Annotated in this window: 18 protein-coding genes; 6 read left to right on the forward strand and 12 right to left on the reverse strand. The window is 71.7% G+C overall.

Features of this window, described 5'->3' with window-relative positions:
* The first annotated feature begins 21 nt into the window (after positions 1-21).
* Positions 22-1194 carry a TDT family transporter gene (locus E0F75_RS13375; protein ID WP_187622728.1) on the forward strand — a complete coding sequence of 391 codons (1173 nt, stop codon included), beginning with the start codon at positions 22-24 and terminating at the stop codon, positions 1192-1194.
* On the opposite strand, the gene E0F75_RS13380 is transcribed toward E0F75_RS13375, so the two are convergent.
* From E0F75_RS13380 to E0F75_RS13395, 4 genes are all read right to left on the reverse strand, one after another.
* Positions 1121-1861, reverse strand: coding sequence for a helical backbone metal receptor (locus E0F75_RS13380; protein WP_187622729.1), 741 nt, complete (start codon positions 1859-1861; stop codon positions 1121-1123). The two genes, E0F75_RS13375 and E0F75_RS13380, sit on opposite strands and share 74 nt — an antisense overlap.
* Positions 1858-2409, reverse strand: coding sequence for a helix-turn-helix domain-containing protein (locus E0F75_RS13385; RefSeq protein WP_187622730.1), 552 nt, complete (start codon positions 2407-2409; stop codon positions 1858-1860). Before E0F75_RS13385 ends, E0F75_RS13380 begins: the two co-directional genes overlap by 4 nt.
* 186 nt (positions 2410-2595) lie before the next feature.
* On the reverse strand, positions 2596-4407 hold the full coding sequence (locus tag E0F75_RS13390) for an ABC transporter permease/substrate binding protein (protein ID WP_187622731.1): 1812 nt from the start codon (positions 4405-4407) through the stop codon (positions 2596-2598).
* Positions 4400-5611 carry a glycine betaine/L-proline ABC transporter ATP-binding protein gene (locus tag E0F75_RS13395; protein WP_229312663.1) on the reverse strand — a complete coding sequence of 404 codons (1212 nt, stop codon included), beginning with the start codon at positions 5609-5611 and terminating at the stop codon, positions 4400-4402. Before E0F75_RS13395 ends, E0F75_RS13390 begins: the two co-directional genes overlap by 8 nt.
* Before the next feature lie 388 nt (positions 5612-5999).
* Between E0F75_RS13395 and E0F75_RS13400 the strand changes: the two genes are divergently transcribed.
* Both E0F75_RS13400 and E0F75_RS13405 read left to right on the forward strand, forming a co-directional pair.
* The gene (locus E0F75_RS13400; RefSeq protein WP_187622926.1) at positions 6000-6905 is read left to right on the forward strand and encodes a 5'-3' exonuclease; all 906 of its coding nucleotides are present in this window, start codon (positions 6000-6002) and stop codon (positions 6903-6905) included.
* 100 nt (positions 6906-7005) lie between these two features.
* Positions 7006-7839: a siderophore-interacting protein gene (locus tag E0F75_RS13405; protein ID WP_187622732.1), complete on the forward strand. Its 834-nt coding sequence runs from the start codon at positions 7006-7008 to the stop codon at positions 7837-7839.
* 262 nt (positions 7840-8101) lie between these two features.
* Here E0F75_RS13405 and E0F75_RS13410 read toward each other — a convergent pair whose 3' ends face one another.
* On the reverse strand, positions 8102-8734 hold the full coding sequence (locus E0F75_RS13410) for a MerR family transcriptional regulator (protein WP_187622733.1): 633 nt from the start codon (positions 8732-8734) through the stop codon (positions 8102-8104).
* A 117-nt stretch (positions 8735-8851) separates the two neighbouring features.
* On the opposite strand from E0F75_RS13410, the gene E0F75_RS13415 reads away from it, so the two are divergent.
* Genes E0F75_RS13415 through E0F75_RS13425 form a run of 3 tightly spaced genes read left to right on the forward strand, consistent with a single transcriptional unit; the run spans position 8852 to position 11248 of the window.
* Complete coding sequence (locus tag E0F75_RS13415) at positions 8852-9856, forward strand: hypothetical protein (RefSeq protein ID WP_187622734.1); 1005 nt, start codon at positions 8852-8854, stop codon at positions 9854-9856.
* Positions 9853-10305 carry an ABA4-like family protein gene (locus E0F75_RS13420; RefSeq protein WP_187622735.1) on the forward strand — a complete coding sequence of 151 codons (453 nt, stop codon included), beginning with the start codon at positions 9853-9855 and terminating at the stop codon, positions 10303-10305. The genes E0F75_RS13415 and E0F75_RS13420 overlap by 4 nt, the downstream gene beginning before the upstream one ends.
* Positions 10306-10309: 4 nt before the next feature.
* Positions 10310-11248, forward strand: a complete 939-nt coding sequence (locus E0F75_RS13425) for an ADP-ribosylglycohydrolase family protein (RefSeq protein ID WP_187622736.1) — start codon at positions 10310-10312, stop codon at positions 11246-11248.
* A gap of 82 nt (positions 11249-11330) precedes the next feature.
* Here E0F75_RS13425 and E0F75_RS13430 read toward each other — a convergent pair whose 3' ends face one another.
* From E0F75_RS13430 to E0F75_RS13460, 7 genes are all read right to left on the reverse strand, one after another.
* On the reverse strand, positions 11331-12680 hold the full coding sequence (locus E0F75_RS13430) for a cytochrome P450 (RefSeq protein WP_187622927.1): 1350 nt from the start codon (positions 12678-12680) through the stop codon (positions 11331-11333).
* Positions 12681-12998: 318 nt separating this feature from the next.
* Positions 12999-15827 (reverse strand): RNA helicase, encoded by a 2829-nt coding sequence (locus tag E0F75_RS13435; protein ID WP_187622737.1) that lies wholly within the window; start codon positions 15825-15827, stop codon positions 12999-13001.
* A gap of 117 nt (positions 15828-15944) precedes the next feature.
* Positions 15945-17006 (reverse strand): diacylglycerol kinase family protein, encoded by a 1062-nt coding sequence (locus E0F75_RS13440; protein WP_187622738.1) that lies wholly within the window; start codon positions 17004-17006, stop codon positions 15945-15947.
* A gap of 39 nt (positions 17007-17045) precedes the next feature.
* Positions 17046-17948 carry a twin-arginine translocase subunit TatC gene (tatC, locus tag E0F75_RS13445; protein ID WP_187622739.1) on the reverse strand — a complete coding sequence of 301 codons (903 nt, stop codon included), beginning with the start codon at positions 17946-17948 and terminating at the stop codon, positions 17046-17048.
* Positions 17949-18053: 105 nt separating this feature from the next.
* Entirely contained in the window at positions 18054-18347 is a 294-nt protein-coding gene (gene tatA / locus E0F75_RS13450; protein WP_187622740.1) for a Sec-independent protein translocase subunit TatA, read from the reverse strand.
* A 186-nt stretch (positions 18348-18533) separates the two neighbouring features.
* Entirely contained in the window at positions 18534-18731 is a 198-nt protein-coding gene (locus E0F75_RS13455) for a hypothetical protein (RefSeq protein ID WP_187622741.1), read from the reverse strand.
* Positions 18732-18921: 190 nt separating this feature from the next.
* Entirely contained in the window at positions 18922-19185 is a 264-nt protein-coding gene (locus E0F75_RS13460) for a hypothetical protein (protein WP_187622742.1), read from the reverse strand.
* Positions 19186-19310 lie beyond the last annotated feature (125 nt).

A 19310-nucleotide genomic window follows, 5' to 3' on the forward strand; every position in this document is an offset into this window, starting at 1 on the left:
AAATCGGACGACGGTGGAGCCATGGCAAGCCTCGCACCTCCCCTTCCGGCCGTCCGCGCCACCACCCCCGGCGCCCGGCCGACCGCCTCACCGGCCCGTTCCGTCCGTCACCTCGGACCCAACTGGTACGCCTCCGTGATGGGCACCGCCATCGTGGCCAACGCCGGCGCCGGCCTCCCGATCGACCTCCCCGGCCTCCGCACCGCCTGCGCCGCGGTCTGGGCGCTGTCCCTCGCGATGCTGCTCGTCCTGGTCGCCGCCCGCACCGTGCACTGGATCCACCACCGCGACCAGGCCCGCGCCCACCTCCTTGACCCCGCCATGGCGCCGTTCTACGGCTGTCTCTCGATGGCGCTGCTCGCGGTCGGCGGCGGCGCCATGATCGTGGGCCGGGACTGGATCGGCCTCACCGCCGCCGTCGCGCTCGACACCGTCCTGTTCATCACCGGCACGGTCGTCGGCCTGGCGGCCGCGGTCGGCATCCCGTACCTCATGGTCGTGCACCACAAGATCGAGAACGCCTCCCCGGTATGGCTGCTGCCGGTCGTGGCCCCCATGGTCTCCGCCGCCCTCGGCCCGCTGCTCGTGCCCCATCTGCCCGCCGGACAGGCCCAGGAGACCCTGCTCCTCGCCTGCTGGGCGATGTTCGGCGTCAGCCTCCTCGCGACCCTGGTCATGCTGCCGCTGGTCTTCGGCCGGCTCGTGACCGGCGGCCCGCTGCCCCTCGCGCTCACCCCCACCCTCTTCCTCGTCCTCGGCCCCCTCGGCCAGTCGACGACCGCCGCGAACAAGTTCGCCGACGTCGCCCCGGGCGTGCTCCCCGCCCCGTACGCCCACGGCTTCGCCTCCTTCGCCGTCCTCTACGGCGTGCCCGTCATGGGCTTCGCCCTGCTGTGGCTGGCCCTCGCCGGGGCGATGGTGCTGCGGGCGCGCCGGCAGGGCATGGGCTTCGCGATGACGTTCTGGGCGTTCACCTTCCCCGTCGGGACCTGCGTGACCGGCGCCGAGGGACTCGCCCAGCACACCGGTCTCGCGGCCTTCCGGTGGCTCGCGATCGGCCTGTACGCGGCCCTCGTCGCGGCCTGGCTGGTGGCCGGGTCCCACACCGTCCGCGGCCTCTTCAGCGGTGCGCTGCTCGCAGGGCCCGCGCCAGCACCCGCGGCGCCTCGACGAGAGACGGCCCGTACCAGGTGAGGTGACGCCCGTCGACGAGGGCGGCGGCGGTCCCGGGGAACGCCTCGGGGCCGTCGTCGCGCGTGAAGCGGTACGGCTCGTCGGGCAGCACGACGAGGTCGGGCGCCGCGGCGCGGAGCTCGTCGAGCGGCAGCCGCGGATAGCGCTCCGGGTGGCCGGCGTACAGGTTGCGGACGCCGAGGCGGGCGAGCAGATCACCGGCGAAGGTGTCACGGCCCAGGACCATCCAGGGACGCCGCCAGATCGGCACGACGGCCGCGCACTCCCCGTCCGGAGTGACCGCCGCCCAGGCCGCCTCGGCCTCGTCGAGCCAGCGGGGCCGCCGGGGCGCGCCGCACGCGGCGAGGACCCGTGCCAGCTCGCGCAGGCCCTGGTCGAGGGTGCGGATCTCGGTGACGAGGACGTCGAGCCCGGCGGCCCGCAGCTCGGCGAGGTCGGCGGCGCGGTTCTCCTCCTCGTTGGCGAGGACGAGGTCGGGACGGAGCGCGGTGATCGCACGGACGTCGGGGTTCTTGGTGCCGCCGATCCGTGCGACGTCGAGGTCGACGGGGTGAGCACACCAGTCCGTGGCCCCGACGAGCAGGCCGGGCGCGGTGACGGCGACGGCCTCCGTCAGGGACGGCACGAGGGAGACGACTCTCCTGACCGTGCCCCGCCCCGCGCTCATTCCTCCTCGGCCTCGACGTGCTCGGCCACCGCGACGACGAGCAGCCGGGTGCCCGCCTCGGTGGCGCGCCAGCGGTGGCGTACCCCGCCGGAGAGATAGAGCGTGTCGCCGCGGCCCAGCCGGTACGCGCGGCCCTCGGCCTCGACCTCGGCGGCCCCGTCGGCCACGTACAGCAGCTCGTCGTTCCGGTGCTGGAACTCGCGGCCCGCGTCCTGCTCGCCGGTGAACTCCAGGGCGTGCAGCTGGTGGCGGCCGCGGACGATCGCCCGTACCCCCGGGGGCAGGGCCGGGGAGACCTCGTCGGCCCGTACGACGTCGACGGTGCGGGAGGCCTCGGCGGCCGCCAGGAGGTCGGCGGCGGTGGTCTCCAGGGCGTCGGCGACGAGTTCGAGGGAGCGGGGGCTGGGACGCGCGCGGTCGTTCTCGACCTGGCTGAGGAAGGGCACGGAGAGACCGCTGCGCGAGGAGACGACGGCCAGGGTGAGCTGGAGCGCTCTGCGTCGTCTCTTGACGGCCGCGCCCACGCGGGGTGATTCCTTCTCGTCCATGTCGGCCCCCTCCCTCGTGTCTCGTGCGTACCCGTACCGGGCGGTTACCTGAACCTTACGCAGCTTTGGGGCGGGGTTTCGCGTCGTGACGAAAAGGGGCGGCCGCCGAACACGTTCGGCGACCACCCCTTTTCGGACAGGAACCGTTCACCGGTCGCTGTCCGTCGCCCACAGGCTACGGGCGGGCTACTGCGGCGCGAGCTTCTCCGCGAGGCCCGGGTTCTCGTCCAGCCAGGTGCGGACGGCCTGCTGCTCCTTGCCCTTGCCGGTCTCCTGGATGACGGCTTCGAGATCCGTGAGCTGCTTCTCGGTCAGCTCGAAGTTCTTCAGCCAGGCGCCGACCTCGGGGTTCTCGGCGGCGAATCCCTTACGGGCCAGGGTGTGGACGCCGTCGCCCTTGCCCCAGGAGCCCTTGGGGTCGGCGAGCTTCTTCAGGTCGTGCGCGGCGTAGGCCCAGTGCGGCGACCAGAGGGTCACGACGACCGGTTCCTTGCGCTCGTAGGCGCGCTTCAGCTCGGCGAGCATGCCGGGCGTGGAGCCGTCGACGACCTCGTACTCGCCCTCCAGGCCGTACTCCTTGAGGACCTTGTCCTTCAGGATGCCCATCATTCCGGCGCTGGGCTCGATGCCGACGATCCGGCCCTTGAACTGTCCGGCCTTGCCCTTGAGGTCGGCGAGCGAGTCCACGCCCTTCACGTACGAGGGGACGGAGAGCTCGAGCGAGGTGGGACCGTACCAGGAGCCGAGGTCCTCCAGCTTGTTCTTGTACTTCTCCCAGTACTGGGCATGGGTGACGGGCAGCCAGGAGTCGGTCTGGAAGTCGAGCTGGCCGCCGGCCAGGCCGGTGTAGAGCGCGCCGGCCTCCAGCTGCTTGGTGTCGACCTCGTACCCGCGGCGCTCCAGGAGCTCCTTCCACAGGTACGTGGAGGCGATGCCCTCGTCCCAGGGGATGTAGCCGATGCTGATCTTCTTGCCGTGACCGCCGTTCGGACCCGAGGCGGTGGTGGAGCTCGTACCGGAGCCGCCGAGGAAGCCCGTACCGCCGGCGACGAGGGCGAGCACGACGACCCCGACGAGTGCGGTGACGGGCTGCGGGCGGTGGGCCCAGATCTTCGCCCCGGGGCGCCTGGCGCTCAGCGCGGCGCGGGCCTTGGCGGCGGCGCGGCGGCCGAGCGGGGAGACCTGGCGGCCGAGGGCGCCGGTCATCCGGTCCAGGTACATGGCGAGGACGACGATGGAGATGCCGGCCTCGAAGCCGAGGCCGATGTCGACGTTGCCGATGGCGCGGTAGACGGCGCCGCCGAGCCCGCCGCCGCCGACCATGCCGGCGATGACGACCATGGACAGGCCGAGCATGATGACCTGGTTGATGCCGGCCATGATCGTCGGCAGGGCCAGCGGGAGCTGCACGCGCAGCAGCGTGTTGCGCGGGGTGGTGCCGAACGCCTCGGCGGCCTCGACGAGTTCACCGTCGACCTGCCGGATGCCCAGCTCGGTCATGCGGACGCCCGGGGGCAGCGCGAAGACGATGGTGGCGATGATGCCGGGGACGACGCCGACGCCGAAGAAGATGATGCCGGGGATGAGGTAGACCATCGCCGGCATGGTCTGCATGAAGTCGAGGACCGGCCGGAGCACGGCACTGACGGTCTTCGAACGGGCCGCCCAGATGCCGAGCGGTACGGCGATCACCAGGGTCACCAGGGTGGCGACGAGAACGAGCGACAGGGTCGCCATGGCCTCGTCCCACAGCTGGACCGAGTCGACGAGCGCGAACCCGGCGAAGGCGAGCACGCCGGCGGCGAGCCCGCGCAGCCACCAGGCGACGACGGCGAGGATGCCGGCGAAGAGCAGCGGCTGGGGCGCGGACAGGACGGCGTCGATGCCGTCGTAGAGGCCGGTGACGCCGGTGCTGACGGCGTCGAAGAGCCAGGAGAACTGGGCCTGGAGCCAGTCGACGGAGCTGTCGACCCACTCGCCGAGGGGAAGCCTAGGCACGGGCGGTCAGCTCCTTCTTCGGCTGGGTGGCGGCCTTGGTGCCGGCCTCGGTGTCGGCCTTGGTGTCGGTCTCACTGCCGGTCGTGCTGTCGGACTTGCTGCCGGTCGCGATGCCGGTCGTACCACTGGCCGTGCCGTCGGCCTTTGTGCCGGCCGGGGCGCCGGCGTCCCTCGCGCCGAGTCCGCCCATGACGGCGAGCAGACGCTCCGTCGGTACGACTCCGAGGACGGAACCGTCGGAGTCCTGGACGGTCACGGGGTGCGGGGCGCGGGCGGCGACCGCGCACAGGTCGGCGACGAGCGTGTCCGGCCCGACCACCTGGCAGGCGCAGCCGGCGGGGCAGTCCGCCGGGGTGGCGCCGCCCGTCATGACGGCGGAGGCGGTGAGCACCCGGGAGCGGTCGACGTCCTGGATGAAGGAGGCGACGTAGTCGTCGGCGGGGCGGACCAGGATGTCCTCGGCGGTGCCGAGCTGCACGATCCTGCCGTCGCGCATGACGGCGATCCGGTCGCCGAGGCGCATGGCCTCGTTGAGGTCGTGGGTGATGAAGACGATGGTCTTCTTCAGCCGCTGCTGGAGGACGAGGAGCTGGTCCTGCATGTCGCGGCGGATCAGCGGGTCGAGCGCGCTGAAGGACTCGTCCATGAGGAGCAGGTCGGCGTCGGTCGCGAGCGCGCGGGCCAGGCCGACGCGCTGCTGCATGCCGCCGGAGAGCTCGTCGGGCCAGGACTTCTCCCAGCCGGCGAGGCCGCACAGTTCGAGGGCCTCGGTGGCCCGGGTCTCTCGCTCCGCGCGCGGGACACCCTGGACCTCCAGGCCGTAGGCGGCGTTCTCCAGAACGTTTCGGTGCGGGAACAGCGCGAAGTGCTGGAAGACCATGCTGATCTTGGTGGAGCGGACCGTGCGCAGATCGCGGGGGGACAGCGCGGTGAGGTCACGTCCGTCGAAGAGGACCCGGCCGGCGGTGGGCTCGAGCAGGCCGTTGAGCATGCGGAGAAGGGTCGACTTACCGGACCCGGAGAGCCCCATCACGACGAAGATCTGGCCGGGCTCGACGGTGAAACCGGCGTCCACGACGGCTGCTGTCGTCCCCTCGGCGCGCAGCTCCTCGCGGTCGGCGTCGCCGGCGGCGAGCCTGCGGACGGCTTCGTCGGGTCGTCTGCCGAACACCTTGAACAGGTGGTCTGCCTGGAGCCTGGACACATAGACCTCACGGGTAGCAACGAAAACGGCCCCCGCCACCCCCGCGTGGTTGGGCCGTGGAGCGGGCGGGATCGGCCCGCGGGCCCGTCGCGTACGGGGATCCTTTTGTTGAATCCCGTACCGGGTTCCGCTCCGGGCCTGCGCCTGCCCTGCTTCACAGGGTGCAAACGCAAAGGTGACGGGGGTCACGTGTGAGGGGTAGGAACCGCCGGCACCGCGAACGCGTCACCGGACGCCACAGCCGCGTCCCTCGGCCGCGTGCTCGGCGAAACGCGTCCGTCTGCGCGTGCTCGGCGAATCGCGTCCCCCGGCGCATGCTCGGCGAATCGCGTCCCCCGGCCCCGGAGGCGCCCCGAGCCCTAAAATCAAGCAGGTGACTCGACGCCTCATGCTTCTCGACACCGCCAGCCTCTACTTCCGCGCCTACTTCGGCGTACCGGACTCCGTCCGGGCCCCCGACGGCTCCCCCGTGAACGCCGTGCGCGGACTGCTCGACTTCATCACCCGGCTCGTCCAGGACCACCACCCGGACGACCTCGTGGCCTGCTGGGACAACGACTGGCGGCCGCAGTGGCGGGTCGACCTGATCCCCTCGTACAAGGCGCACCGGGTGGCCGTGGAGACGGAGACCGGCCCGGACGAGGAGGAGATCCCGGACACCCTGTCCCCGCAGGTGCCGGTGATCGAGGAGGTCCTGGCGGCACTCGGCATCGCCCGGATCGGGGCGGCCGGCTACGAGGCGGACGACGTGATCGGGACGCTCGCGGGACACGCGTCGGGGCCGGTGGACATCGTCACGGGTGACCGGGACCTCTTCCAACTGGTGGACGACGCGCGGGGCGTCCGCGTGCTGTACCCGCGCAAGGGCGTCGGCGACTGCGACCTGGTGGACGCGGAGCTGATCCACACGAAGTACGGAGTGCGCCCCGACCAGTACGCGGACTTCGCGGCGCTGCGCGGTGACGCGAGCGACGGCCTCCCCGGGGTGAAGGGCATCGGCGAGAAGACGGCCGCGCAGCTGATCACGGAGTACGGGGACCTGACGGGCGTACGGACGGCGGCGGAGGACCGGACGTCGAAGCTGACGCCGGCCAAGCGGCGCGGAATCGTGGAGGCGGCGGCATACCTGGACGTCGCGCCGACGGTGGTGCGCGTCGCCGGGGACGTACCGCTGCCGGAGTTCGACGCGACCCTGCCGAAGGCTCCCCGTGACCCGGCGGCCCTCGACGCCCTCGTGAAGCGCTGGGGTCTCGGCGGGGCCGTGGGCCGTCTGCTTCCGGTCCTGGAACGCTGAAGAAATCAGGCCACACTGGGTCGACCGCGCCTCGGGATGCTAGCTTAGGCATACCTAAGTACCTAGTACGTCGAGTTACGTCGAGTCAGGAGAGCCACTCGTGGCGGAGCAGCCCCGCAAGGCACCGAAGGCCACCGAAGCGCGTGTGGTGCGCACCGAGCGCATCACCCCGCACATGGTGCGGGTCGTTCTGGGCGGCCCCGGTCTCGACGCCTTCGAGGTCGGCGCGTACACCGACCACTACGTGAAGCTGCTCTTCGCCCCCGAGGGCATCGCCTATCCGGAGCCGTTCGACATGGACCGGATCCGGGAGGAGTTCCCCCGGGAGCAGTGGCCGACGACGCGGACGTACACCGTACGGGCCTGGGACCCGGTCCACCGCGAGCTGACCATCGACTTCGTGGTCCATGGCGACGAGGGCCTCGCGGGTCCGTGGGCGGCGCGGGCACAGGCGGGCGAGACGGTGCGCTTCCTCGGCCCCGGCGGCGGCTACACGCCGGACCCGGCGGCGGACTGGCACCTGCTCGCGGGCGACGAGAGCGCGCTGCCGGCGATCGCGGTGGCCCTGGAGCGGCTGCCCGCGGGGGCGCGCGTGCACGCGTTCGTGGAGATCTCGGACGCCGACGAGGAGCAGAAGTTCGCGACGGAGCACGACATCCACGTCTCCTGGCTGCACCGGGGTGACCGCCCGGCGGGCCACGCGCTCGTCGAGGCCGTGCAGACCCTGGACTTCCCGGCGGGCGACGTGCACGCCTTCGTCCACGGCGAGGCGGGCTTCGTGAAGGACCTCCGCCGCCACCTGCGACAGGACCGCGGGATCCCGCGCGAGCGGCTGTCGATCTCGGGCTACTGGCGCCAGGGCAAGTCGGACGAGGCCTGGCGCGCGATCAAGCGCGAGTGGAACGACCAGGTGGAGCGCGAGCAGGAGAACTGAGGCACGGAGCCGGGCAGTTCGGCTCACGGCGCGGGGCCCGGGGTGATCCCCCGGGCCCCGCGCCGTTTGCGACCGGGACGCCGTACCGCGGTGGGGATGGTCCCGACCGGGACGCCGTACCGGGGCGGGGATGTTCCTGCCGCCGCCAGTGCAAGGCACCGAGAGCCCGGCCCGATCCGCAAGACACCCCTGGGCCTGGGGCCCGCCCGGCGGATCAGGGTCGGATACGCCGCGGCCCCGGCCGTGATCTGCCGGACACCCCCTAGGTGGCCTGCCCGTACATGCGGTCCGAGGTGTCCGTCTGGGCCATCCGCCGCAGCGCCGAGAAGATCGCTTCGCCGATGACCGTGCCGACGACCACGCTCTCGACCAGCTCCTCGCGCGCCACATTGCGCGCCACGTAGTCCAGGTCGGCCCGCGCCACCCGCTCCGCCGCGTCCGCGTACGTGTCCAGGACTTCGACGAACGACCCGTGGCCTGCCTCGTCGACCGCCGCGAGGGCCACGGCAAGCGCCTCCGAGGCCGGGTTGCCCTGGTGCACCCGCCAGCCGCGCGCGGCGATCAGCGCCGCGACCTGCTTCCGCGCGTCCTCGATCCCGGCCTGCGACTCGCGGTCGTAACGCGGCACCAGCCCGGAGGCCACCGTGCCCAGCAGCTTGTGCACCGACCGTTCGGGGTCGTCGATCGCGAGGATCACCTCACGGACCGCCGCCACCGACAAACCGCCCACATCGAGGAGCGCCCGGATCAGGCGGAGGCGCTGCACATGCGCCTCCCCGTACGAGGCCTGGTTCGGGCTCGTCAGTTCCCCGGCGGGCAGCAGTCCTTCCCGAACGTAGAACTTGATCGTCGGGATGGACACCCCGGTTCTGCGACTCAACTCTCCGATGCGCACCGCGCGTTCACCTTCCTGGTCTTGCTTCGGCCTTGCCGACCGACACTCCCATCATAGATAGTGGCGCTATCAGATAGTGGCTAGTCCCACTATCCATACTTCCCACGGGGGATCCGTATGTCCTCAGCGCACAAGAACCCGCTCCTGCGGCTCCATCGACCGCTGGTCTGGGTCGCCGTCTCCATGGGCGCTGTCGCCCTGGTCTCCGCCGTCGGCATCTTCGTCGACGACCGGATCCTGGTCGGAGTGCCGATCTGGACCAAGCCGTTCAAGTTCTCGGTCTCGTTACTCGCGTACACACTCTCGCTCGCCTGGATGATCTCGCTGCTGCCCCGCGGCCGCCGCGTCGGCTGGTGGGCCGGAACCGTGGTCGCCGTCACCAGCGCCGGCGAGATGGTGCTCATCACCCTCCAGGTGATCCGCGGCAAGCGGAGTCACTTCAACCACGCCACCCCCTTCGACGACGCCGTCTTCCAGATCATGGGCGTCTCCATCCTGGTGCTCTGGCTGAGCGCGCTCGTCATCGCGGTGCTCCTGCTGCGCGCCAAGATCCTCGACCGGGCGATGGCCTGGGCTGTCCGGCTGTCCTCGCTGATCGCCCTTGCGGGCGCCGGGCTGGGCTTCCTGATGGTCCGTCCGACCCCGGAGCAGCTGGAGGTCGACGAATCGCCGATCATCGGCGCCCACGCCGTCGGCGTGCCGGACGGCGGCCCTTCGATGCCACTGACCGGCTGGGCGAGCAACGGCGGCGACCTGCGCATCCCGCACTTCTTCGGCATGCACGCCCTGCAGCTGCTCCCGCTGCTTCTGCTCGTCCTGGCCGCGCTCGCACCGCGCTTCGCCCGCCTCGCGGACGAACGGGTACGGCTCCGGCTCACCTTCACCGCCTCGGCCGCGTACACCGCGACCTTCGTCCTGCTGACCTGGCAGGCCCTGCGCGGCCAGGCCCTGTTCGCACCGGACGGCGCGACGCTGGCGGGCGCGGGGGCGATCGTCCTGCTGGGCGGGGCTGCCGCGGCACTCTCCCTCCGGGGGGCCTCCCCCTCCCCCACCCCCTCCCCTCCCTCCCCGTCCTCGCCCGCCCCCGCCCCCGCTCCCTCCCAGGAAAAGGTCACCTCATGACAGGCTTCCTCTTCGAGCTGACGTTCCTGCTCGCCGCGCCGGTGTGGCTCCTGATGATCTTCGCGCCGGCCTGGCGGATCACCGAACGCGTCGCGGCCTCGCCGCTCACCGTGCTGCCGCTCCTGGCGGTCTGGGCGGTCCTGGCCGCCCCGGTCGCACCGGAGCTGTGGACGGCGGTCAGCAGCCCCGACATCGACACCTTCCGTGACCTCGCGACGCTCGCGAACGGAGCCGGTGCGATCTGGGCCCAGGTCATCGCCTGGGACCTGCTGCTCGGTCAGTGGATGTACCGGGAGGCCCGTCGCCTCGCCGTGCCGCCGCTCCTGATGGGTCCTCTCCTGATCCTGACGATCCTTCTCTCCCCTCTCGGGCTGCCTCTGTTCCTGGTGGTCCGCGCGGTGTGGACGACCAGGGCGCTGCGGCGACGGACCGAGCCCGCACTAACCTGACCGGATGCGAGCCACCGATCGTCACGTGGGCGCCGTCCTCGGCTCCGCCGTCGGCGACGCCCTGGGCGCCCCGTTCGAGTTCAGGCTCCCGGGGGTCTTCCGGGAGCACTTCCCCGACAGCGTCGGGGAGTTGTGCGGGGGCGCCGGCTGGGACCCCGGCGAGGCGACGGACGACACGCAGATGGCCGTCCTCGTCGGCGAGTCGCTCCTCGAACGGGGTGGCCTCGACCTGCCGGACATCTTCGACCGGTTCCGCCGCTGGGCCACGGCCGACCCCAAGGACATCGGCCTCCAGACCGAGCAGGTCCTGCTCGGCGGGGACTCCTGGGACCTGGCCGCCGCGATGCACTTCCGGATCAACGCGCTGGCCGCCGGCAACGGTTCGCTGATGCGGGCCTCGACCTCCGCCGTGTACTTCGCGGCCCGGGGGCGGGCGGAGACGATGGATGCCGCCCGTCGGATCAGCGCCCTCACCCATGGCGACGGCGCGGCCTGGGAGGGTACGGCGATCCTCCACGAGCTGATCCGCGTCGCCCTCCTCGGCGAGGACCCGCTCGCCGCCCTGCCCGCGACCCTCGCCGAGGTGACCCCGCAGCACCGGGATCGCTGGGCCACGGTCCTGGCGCCCGGCTGGCACCCGGACGACGCCACCGAGTTCAACGGCGCGGTGTGGCCCTGTCTCGGTTCGGCCGTGTGGGCGCTCCGTACGACCGACTCCTTCGAAGGGGCCGTGGCCGCGGCGGTCGACCTGGGCGGGGACACCGACACGGTCGCGGCCGTGACCGGGATGCTCGCCGGCGCCGTGCACGGCGCCGGCGCGATCCCCGCCCGCTGGACGGCCACCCTCCACGTCCCCCTGCCCGGCTTCGGTGGCCGGGTGCTGTACGCGGGCGACCTCCGGGACCTGGCGACGGCTCTGGCGTCCGGACGACCGCCCGCCTGACCGGTGGCGGCCTCAGCCTCGCCTCAGCCGTCTCAGCCGCCCTGGTCGCCCTGGCCGCCCCGGCCGCGCTTCCGGTCCGGCCTCAGCCCCGTGCCCGTACCGTCGCCAGGACGTCGCGGTCCGGCTGGAGCGTGAGGCTCGGGACGGGGAGGATTTCCTCGGTGGTGACGTCCAGGTGGTAGCGGCGGGCCAGGACCGCGAGGATCAGGACCGCCTCCACGAGGGCGAACCGGGTGCCGAGGCAGACGCGGGGGCCGCCGCCGAAGGGGAACCAGGCGTACTCGGGTATCTCTTCGGCGGGTTCGCCGTCCCGTTCGATCCAGCGCTCGGGGCGGAAGGCTTCCGCGTCGCCGTACCAGCGGGGGTCGCGGTGTGTGGCCCACTGGCTGGACCAGACGCGGGTGCCGGCCGGGACGGCCGCGCCGCCGAGCGTGGCGCCCTCCTTCGCGAGGCCGGTGATCAGCCAGATCGTGGGGTAGAGGCGGAGGGTCTCCTTGATGACCGCCTGGGTGTAGGTGAGGGAGGCGTAGTCGTCGTAGCCGGGTTCGTGGTCGGCGAGGACCCGGTCGAGTTCCTCGGCGAGGGCGTCGCGGACCCGCGGGTTGCGGGAGAGCAGGTACCAGGCCCAGACGAGCGTGGAGCTCGTGGTCTCGTGGCCGCCGATGTAGAGGGTGACGGTCTCGTCACGTATCTCCTGGTCGGAGAGGGGTGCGCCGGTCTCGTCGCGGGCGGCGAGGAGGCGGCTGAGGAGGTCGGGGCGTTCGGTGTCGCCTTCGCGGTGGCGGGAGACGACGCGGGAGACCTCCGCGTCGATGACGGCGGTGGCGCGCTTGATGCGGGCGCGTCCGGGGGTCGGCAGCCAGTCGGGCAGCACCGCTCCGATGCCGCTGAACTCGGCGCCGATCTCCTTCTGTGCGACGTCCATCGCCTGTCCGATGGCTTCGGCGTCGGCGGCGGTGTCGACGCCGAAGATGGTGCGGACGGCGACGAGTTGGGTGAGGGCCGCCATCTCCTTCTTGATGTCGATGTGCTGCCCGTCGGCCCATCGGTCGGCGAGGGCGACGGCGCATTCGGACATGGTCGCCGCGTAGGAGCGGACCTGTTTCGGCCGGACGGAGGGCTGCACGAGGGAGCGCTTGCGCCGCCAGTCGGCCCCCTTGGAGACGATGACGCCGTTGCCGAGGAGGGTGCGGAAGGCGATGCCGAGGTCGGGCTGGTCGAAGGTGCGCTCGACCTCCGTGAGGAGTTCGCCGACGGTGTCGGGGTGGGCGATGAAGAGGGAGGGCTTGCGGCCGAAGCGCCAGCGGACGATGTCGCCGCGGTCCCGGAGCTGTTCGAAGAAGGCCAGCGGGTTCTTCCCGAAGGCGGGCAGGCTGCCGAGGAGGGGCACGCCTCGCGGCCCGTCGACGACAACCGGAACCGCGGTACGCAGTGCTGCCGGAGTGTCTGACGGCGTCTCCGTCGGTTGCCCCTCGCCGTGCCTCCCGGTGTGGGATTGCCCCTCGCCCTGCGCCCCCGCGTGCGAATGACCGGCTTGCGTGGTCATGTACGTCCCCTCCCCAACTGGCCTTTCCTGCTTGTGAGTCCATGCAATCGGAACGGCCCCGCCCGCGCCACCCCTGTGGACGACGGCCTGTGGACAACGGCTGCGTCAACGGCCGAGTACGACAATCGGAGGTCTGAAAAGGGCCGAGTGCCCGTGGCGTGATCACCACGGGCACTCGGCCCCGTACAGGAAGGACGAGGGCCGTCAGCCCACCGAGCTGTAGGCGACGACACCCCGCAGCAGCGCGTCCACGGCCTTGCGGGCGTTCTTGGCGACGGTGCTGTTCTCCCTGGGCGCCGCCGCCGCGATCTGTCCGAGGACGTCGATGACCTGCTTGCACCAGCGGACGAAGTCGCCGGCCGGCATCTCGGCCTCGCGCAGCACTTCGTCGAGGCTCTTGTCGGAGGCCCACTGGTAGGCGGCCCAGGCGAATCCGAGGTCGGGTTCGCGCTGGCCGACCCCCTCCGTCTGGTTGATCTTGAATTCCTCTTCGAGGGCGTCGAGCCGGCCCCAGATCCTGACCATCTCACCGAGCGCCGCCTTGGCGTCGCCCGCGGGCAGCTTGGGTGCGACGGCGTCGTCGGACTGGCGCGCCTCGAACACCAACGCCGAGACACAGGCGGCCAGTTCGGCCGGGGTCAGGCCCTCCCAGACACCGTCGCGGAGACATTCGCTGGCCAGCAGGTCGAGTTCGCCGTAGAGCCGGGCGAGCCGCTTGCCGTTCTCCGTGACCTCGTTGCCCCGCAGGTAGTCGAGTTCGGTGAGGAGTGCGACGATCCGGTCGAAGGTGCGCGCGATGGTGTTGGTGCGGCCCTCGATGCGCCGCTCCAGCTGCTGGGTGTCGCGCTGGAGACGCTGGTAGCGCTCGGCCCAGCGGGCGTGGTCCTCGCGCTCGTCGCAGCCGTGGCAGGGATGGGCGCGGATCTCGGTGCGCAGCCGGGCGATCTCGCGGTCGTCGGCGGCGGCGGCGCGCTGCTTGTGGTGGCGCTCGGGGTTGATGTGTCCGGCCTTGCTCCGCAGGGCGGAGGCGAGGTCGCGACGGGACTGCGGGGAGCGCGGGTTGAAGGACTTGGGGATCCTCATCCGCTCCAGGGCCTCGACCGGGACGGGGAAGTCGATGGAGGCGAGCCTCTTGACCTGCCGCTCGGCGGTGAGGACGAGGGGGCGGGGCCCGTCGTGGTGCTCGAAGCCGCGGTGGCCGTTGGTGCGGCCGGCCGGGATGCCCGGGTCGAGGACGAGGGCGAGTCCGGCGAACTTGCCGGTGGGGACGTGGATGACGTCGCCGGGCTTGAGCTTCTCCAGGGAGCCGGCGGCCTGGGCGCGGCGCTGGGCGGCGCCCTGGCGGGCCAGTTCGGTCTCGCGGTCCTTGAGGTCGCGGCGGAGCCGCGCGTACTCCTCGAAGTCACCGAGGTGGCAGGTCATGCCCTCGCGGTAGCCCTCGAGGCCCTCCTCGTTCTTCTGCACCTGCCGGGAGATGCCGACGACGGAGCGGTCGGCCTGGAACTGGGCGAAGGACGTTTCGAGGAGCTCGCGGGAGCGGTGCCGGCCGAAGCCTTCGACGAGGTTGACCGCCATGTTGTACGAGGGCTTGAAGCTGGAGCGCAGCGGGTACGTGCGGGTGCCGGCGAGTCCGGCGAGGTGGTCCGGGTCGAGTCCGCGCTGCCAGAGGACGACGGCGTGGCCCTCGACGTCGATGCCGCGGCGGCCGGCACGGCCGGTGAGCTGGGTGTACTCGCCGGGGGTGATGTCGGCGTGCTGCTCGCCGTTCCACTTGACGAGCTTCTCCAGGATGACGGTGCGCGCGGGCATGTTGATGCCCAGGGCGAGCGTCTCGGTGGCGAAGACGGCCTTGACGAGGCCCTTCACGAAGAGGTCCTCGACGACCTCCTTGAAGGTCGGGAGCATGCCGGCGTGGTGGGCGGCGATGCCGCGCTCCAGCGCTTCGAGCCATTCGTAGTAGCCGAGGACGTGGAGGTCCTCGGTGGGGATGGCGGCGGTGCGCTCCTCGACGATCTCGCGGACGCGGCGGCGCCCGTCGTCGTCGTTGAGCCGGAGTCCGGCGTAGAGGCACTGCTGGACGGCGGCCTCGCAGCCGGCGCGGCTGAAGATGAAGGTGATGGCGGGCAGGAGCCCTTCCGCGTCGAGGCGCTCGATGACCTCGGGGCGGCCGGGGGTCCAGATGCGGGAGCGCTGGCGGCGCTCGCGCTCGCGGTCGGCCTCGCGGATCATCTTGCCGCGCCGCCGGTCGCGAGGGTTGTACGTGCGCGTGTTCTCGGTGCGGGCGAGACGCTGGAGGTCGGGGTTGACCTCGCGGCGGGAGGCGCCGCGGCCGCCGTGGTCGGTCTCCTCCTCGAAGAGGTCGTACATCCGGCGTCCGGCGAGGACGTGCTGCCAGAGGGGGACGGGACGGCTCTCCGAGACGATGACCTCGGTGTCGCCGCGGACGGTGTCGAGCCAGTCGCCGAACTCCTCGGCGTTGGACACGGTCGCGGAGAGTGAGACGAGGGTGACCGATGCGGGGAGGTGGATGATCACTTCCTCCCAGACGGCGCCGCGGAAGCGGTCGGAGAGGTAGTGGACCTCGTCCATGACCACGTAGCCGAGGCCGGAGAGGGCCTGGGATCCCGCGTACAGCATGTTGCGGAGGACTTCGGTGGTCATGACCACGATCGGCGCATCGCCGTTGACGCTGTTGTCACCGGTGAGCAGGCCGACCTTGTCGTTGCCGTAGCGCCTGACGAGGTCGGCGTACTTCTGGTTCGACAGCGCCTTGATCGGGGTCGTGTAGAAGCACTTGCGGCCCTGGTCGAGGGCGAGGTGGACGGCGAACTCGCCGACGATGGTCTTGCCGGAGCCCGTGGGCGCGGCGACGAGTACGCCCTTGCCCGCTTCGAGGGCCCGGCATGCCTCGATCTGGAAGGGGTCCAGACCGAACTCGTACATCTCGCGGAAGGGGGCCAGCGCGGTGGCCGCATCGGCGTTGCGGGCAAGAGCGGCCGCGTACGCCTCGGCTGGTGTGAGGTCCTCTGTCATCTTGTTCTCGAGCCTACCCGCCGCCTGTGACAGTGACGCGATCTTTATCGAGGGGATGCGGAAGGGCCCGCTCCGGGTCTCTCCCCGGGCTCCGTAACCGGCCCCACTACGGCTCGGCTACGGCCCCGCTACGGGAGCTTCGCCGGGCTCCGGGGCGAGGACGCGCAGGGCGCCGGGGACGCAGCGCACGGTGAGGGGGAGCCTGCCGAGGGGCTCTCCGTCGGCGTACCCGGTGGTGTCGGGGGCTTCGAGGGTGAGGGAGCGGACCCGGTACGTGGTGACCTTCGGGTGGCTGAGATGGGTGCCCTTGTAGACGCGGGGGAAGACCTTGAGCAGGGTCCTGCGGTCGCAGTCGCCGACGACGGTGACGTCGAGGAGTCCGTCGTCGAGGCGGGCGTCGGCACAGATGCGCATGCCGCCGCCGTACGAGCTGCCGTTGCCGACGGCGACGAGGGTGGCGTCGGTCTCGACGACGGTCCCGTCGTCGAGGGTGAGGCGGTACGGGACGGGGCGGAAGCCGGCGAGTTCGGCGAGGATCGCGAGGTCGTACTTGAAGCGTCCGGCGGGGACGCGCATGCGGTTGCCCCGGTCGTTGACGCGGGAGTCGAAGCCGGAGGCGAGGACGGTGCCGTACCAGCGGCCGGTCGCGGATCCCCCGGCGTGGTCTCGGGCCGCCTCCGCGGCGAGGCCTCCGGTCGAATCGCCGGTGGGATCCCCGGCCGAATCGCCGGCCGGGTCCCCGACGCCGGTCAGGTCTCCGACCCCGGTCAGGTCCCCGCCGGTCCCGATCCGTCCCAGGTCGATGCTCCGGGCGCCCGTCGTCCTGAGGATCCGCGCGGTGGCGCGGGCCGCGGCGGCCGGGTCGCGGACGGGCAGGCCGAGTGCGCGGGCGAAGTCGTTGCCGGTGCCCGCGGGGATGATCCCGAGCGGGGTACGGGTCCCGGCGACCGCGCGGAGCGCGAGGGAGATCATTCCGTCGCCGCCGACGGCGACCAGGGCGCCGGTGCCCGCCGCGACCGCTTCGCGGGCGCGTCGCAGGGCGTCGTCGGCGTTGTGCCCGAGGACCGTACGTACGGAGAATCCGGCGTCCCGCAGGATGCGGGCGGCGGGCTCGGCGGTGCGGGCGCCGCGGCCGCGGCCCGCGGTGGGGTTGACGAAGAGGGTGAGCTCGCTGGTCATGGGGTCCCCCCGGACGGAGTCTGGGGGGACCCTACAAGATCAGGTGATGTCGTCGTAACCGTTCGCGCGCTGTACGCCGGCACCGCCGGGTTCGCCGGTGGCCTGCTCCGGCAGGGCACGGGAGGCGCCGACCGGCTCGATGGCCGCGACGGCCTGCGGGGTCAGGTCCAGCTCCGATGCCTCGTCGTCGTCGAGCTCGGCGTCGGGGTTGTTGCGCTTGCGCCGCCGGTCGTTGAGGAGGGAGAAGCCGACGGCCCCGAAGTACAGGATGGTGATGGGTCCGGCGAGGGCGATCATGCCGACGGGGTCGGTGGTCGGGGTGATGACGGCGCCGAAGACGAAGACGCCCATGATCACGCCGCGCCACCAGCCGGCCATCCGGCGCCCGGTGAGGACTCCGGTGAGGTTGAGCATCACCAGGACCAGCGGCAGCTCGAAGGCGAGGCCGAAGACGAGCACCATGCGCAGGGTGAAGTCGAGGACGTCACCGAGCGAGAGGATGTTCGCGGAGCCGCTGGGCGTGAGGCTGATGAGGACCTTCACGCTGATCGGGAGGATCAGGTACGCGAGGTAGGCGCCGGCGGAGAAGAGCGGCACGGCGGCGCCGACGAAGGCGTACGTGTACTTCTTCTCGCTCTTGTGCAGGCCGGGCGCGACGAAGGCCCACAGCTGGTAGAGCCAGATCGGGCTCGCGATGACGAGGCCCGTGGTCAGCGACAACTGGATCGTCGTGCTGAACGGGGCCATCAGCGTGTTGAAGGAGACGATCGCGCAGTTGCCGCCGTCGCTGGTGACGCCGGCGGGGCACTTGGGCACCGACTTCGTCAGGAACTGCATCAGCTCCTCGCTGTACACGAGGGCCACGATCGTCACCGCGGCGACGGCGAGGAGACCTTTCGCCAGTCGGTTACGGAGTTCACGCAGGTGCTCCACGAGGGGCATCCGACCCTCGGGATCCTTCTCCTGCTTGCGGGCAGACTTGGGCAACCCACGTCCTCATCTCGTGCGGCAGGCCGCCGCACGGTGCGGCGGCCGCGGCGGACCGGGTCAGCGCTTGGTGGTGTCCGAGGGCTCGGTCACGGGACGCGCGCTGGTCACGTCACCGGGAGCGGCCTGGATGGTGCGCGGGGCGGGCTCCTGGGCGGCGGTACCGGTGCCGGCGACGGGCGGGTCGGCGGGGGCGCTCTGCTGGTCGTCCGACTTCATCGCCTTGGCCTCGCTCTTGAGGATGCGGGCCGACTTGCCGAGCGAGCGGGCCATGTCCGGGAGCTTCTTGGCGCCGAACAGCAGGATGATGACGACGAGGATGAGAATGATCTCGGTGGGGCCGAGCCTACCCATAGCTGTTTACCTTCTTCACCGAGGCGACATGGAGTGCGGTGCCCGGCGGGTCGGACAAGCGTCCGGCCACCGCGCTGTCTGCGATCGTAACCCGCAGGAGTAAACGCAGGGCAATGCCCTTGCATACTCCCGATTGCGTCCCGCGCGCCCGGTTCAGGGCCGCTTCACGCAGCGTACGGCACGGACTCAGCGCAGGGACTCGCCGGTTCGGGCCAGACCGACGGCGGCCGTTTCGAGGTCTTCGGCGGCCTGACCGATCCGCTCTGTGGTGTGGGCCACTTGACGGCCGAGGCGCTGGACCTCGAGGAAGACCCGGACGGCGAGGACGCCGAGGACGGCGATGCCGAGGAAGCCGAGGGCGATGGCGAGCATGGGCCAGAACATGTGCTGAGCCTAGACGTTGGGCGCGGCGGGCCCGGCGGCCGGGCCGTGCGCCGGGGCCGGACAGTCGTGTCGAACCGCGGGTTCAGACGGTCATGGGGAGCCCCCGCGCCCAAACGATCATGTCGAGCCCCCAGGCTCAGACGGTCGTGTGGAGCCCCCGGGCTCGGACGGTCGTGCCGAGCCCCCGGGTTCAGACGGTCGTGTGGAGCCTCAGGGTCCGGACGCCGCCGCCGGTGAGGAGTTCGATGATGCGCTCGCCTGCGGGCTTGCGGACGGAGCTGCCGCACTCCGGGCAGGTGAAGGAGTAGAAGGTGGTGCGGCGGCTGGCCCCGATGGCGAGGCGCAGGGCGCTCGCGGAGAGCTCGAAGCGGGAGCGGCAGTCAGGGCAGGCGGCCTTGAAGAGGACCGGGGCCACCGTCGCCGTAAAACCGTGCATCACGGACATTTCCCTCATCTCTTGACTCCCGCACCCCACGCACCACACGACGCGCGGCACGTACGTCCGCACCTGCCTCGGCGCGCCGTGTCCGTCACCCCACCGGTCACCAGGTCAGTGACGTCACCACGTCAGTAACAGCG

It is taken from the genome of Streptomyces sp. CB02980, assembly GCF_014451325.2.
GTDB lineage: Bacteria > Actinomycetota > Actinomycetes > Streptomycetales > Streptomycetaceae > Streptomyces.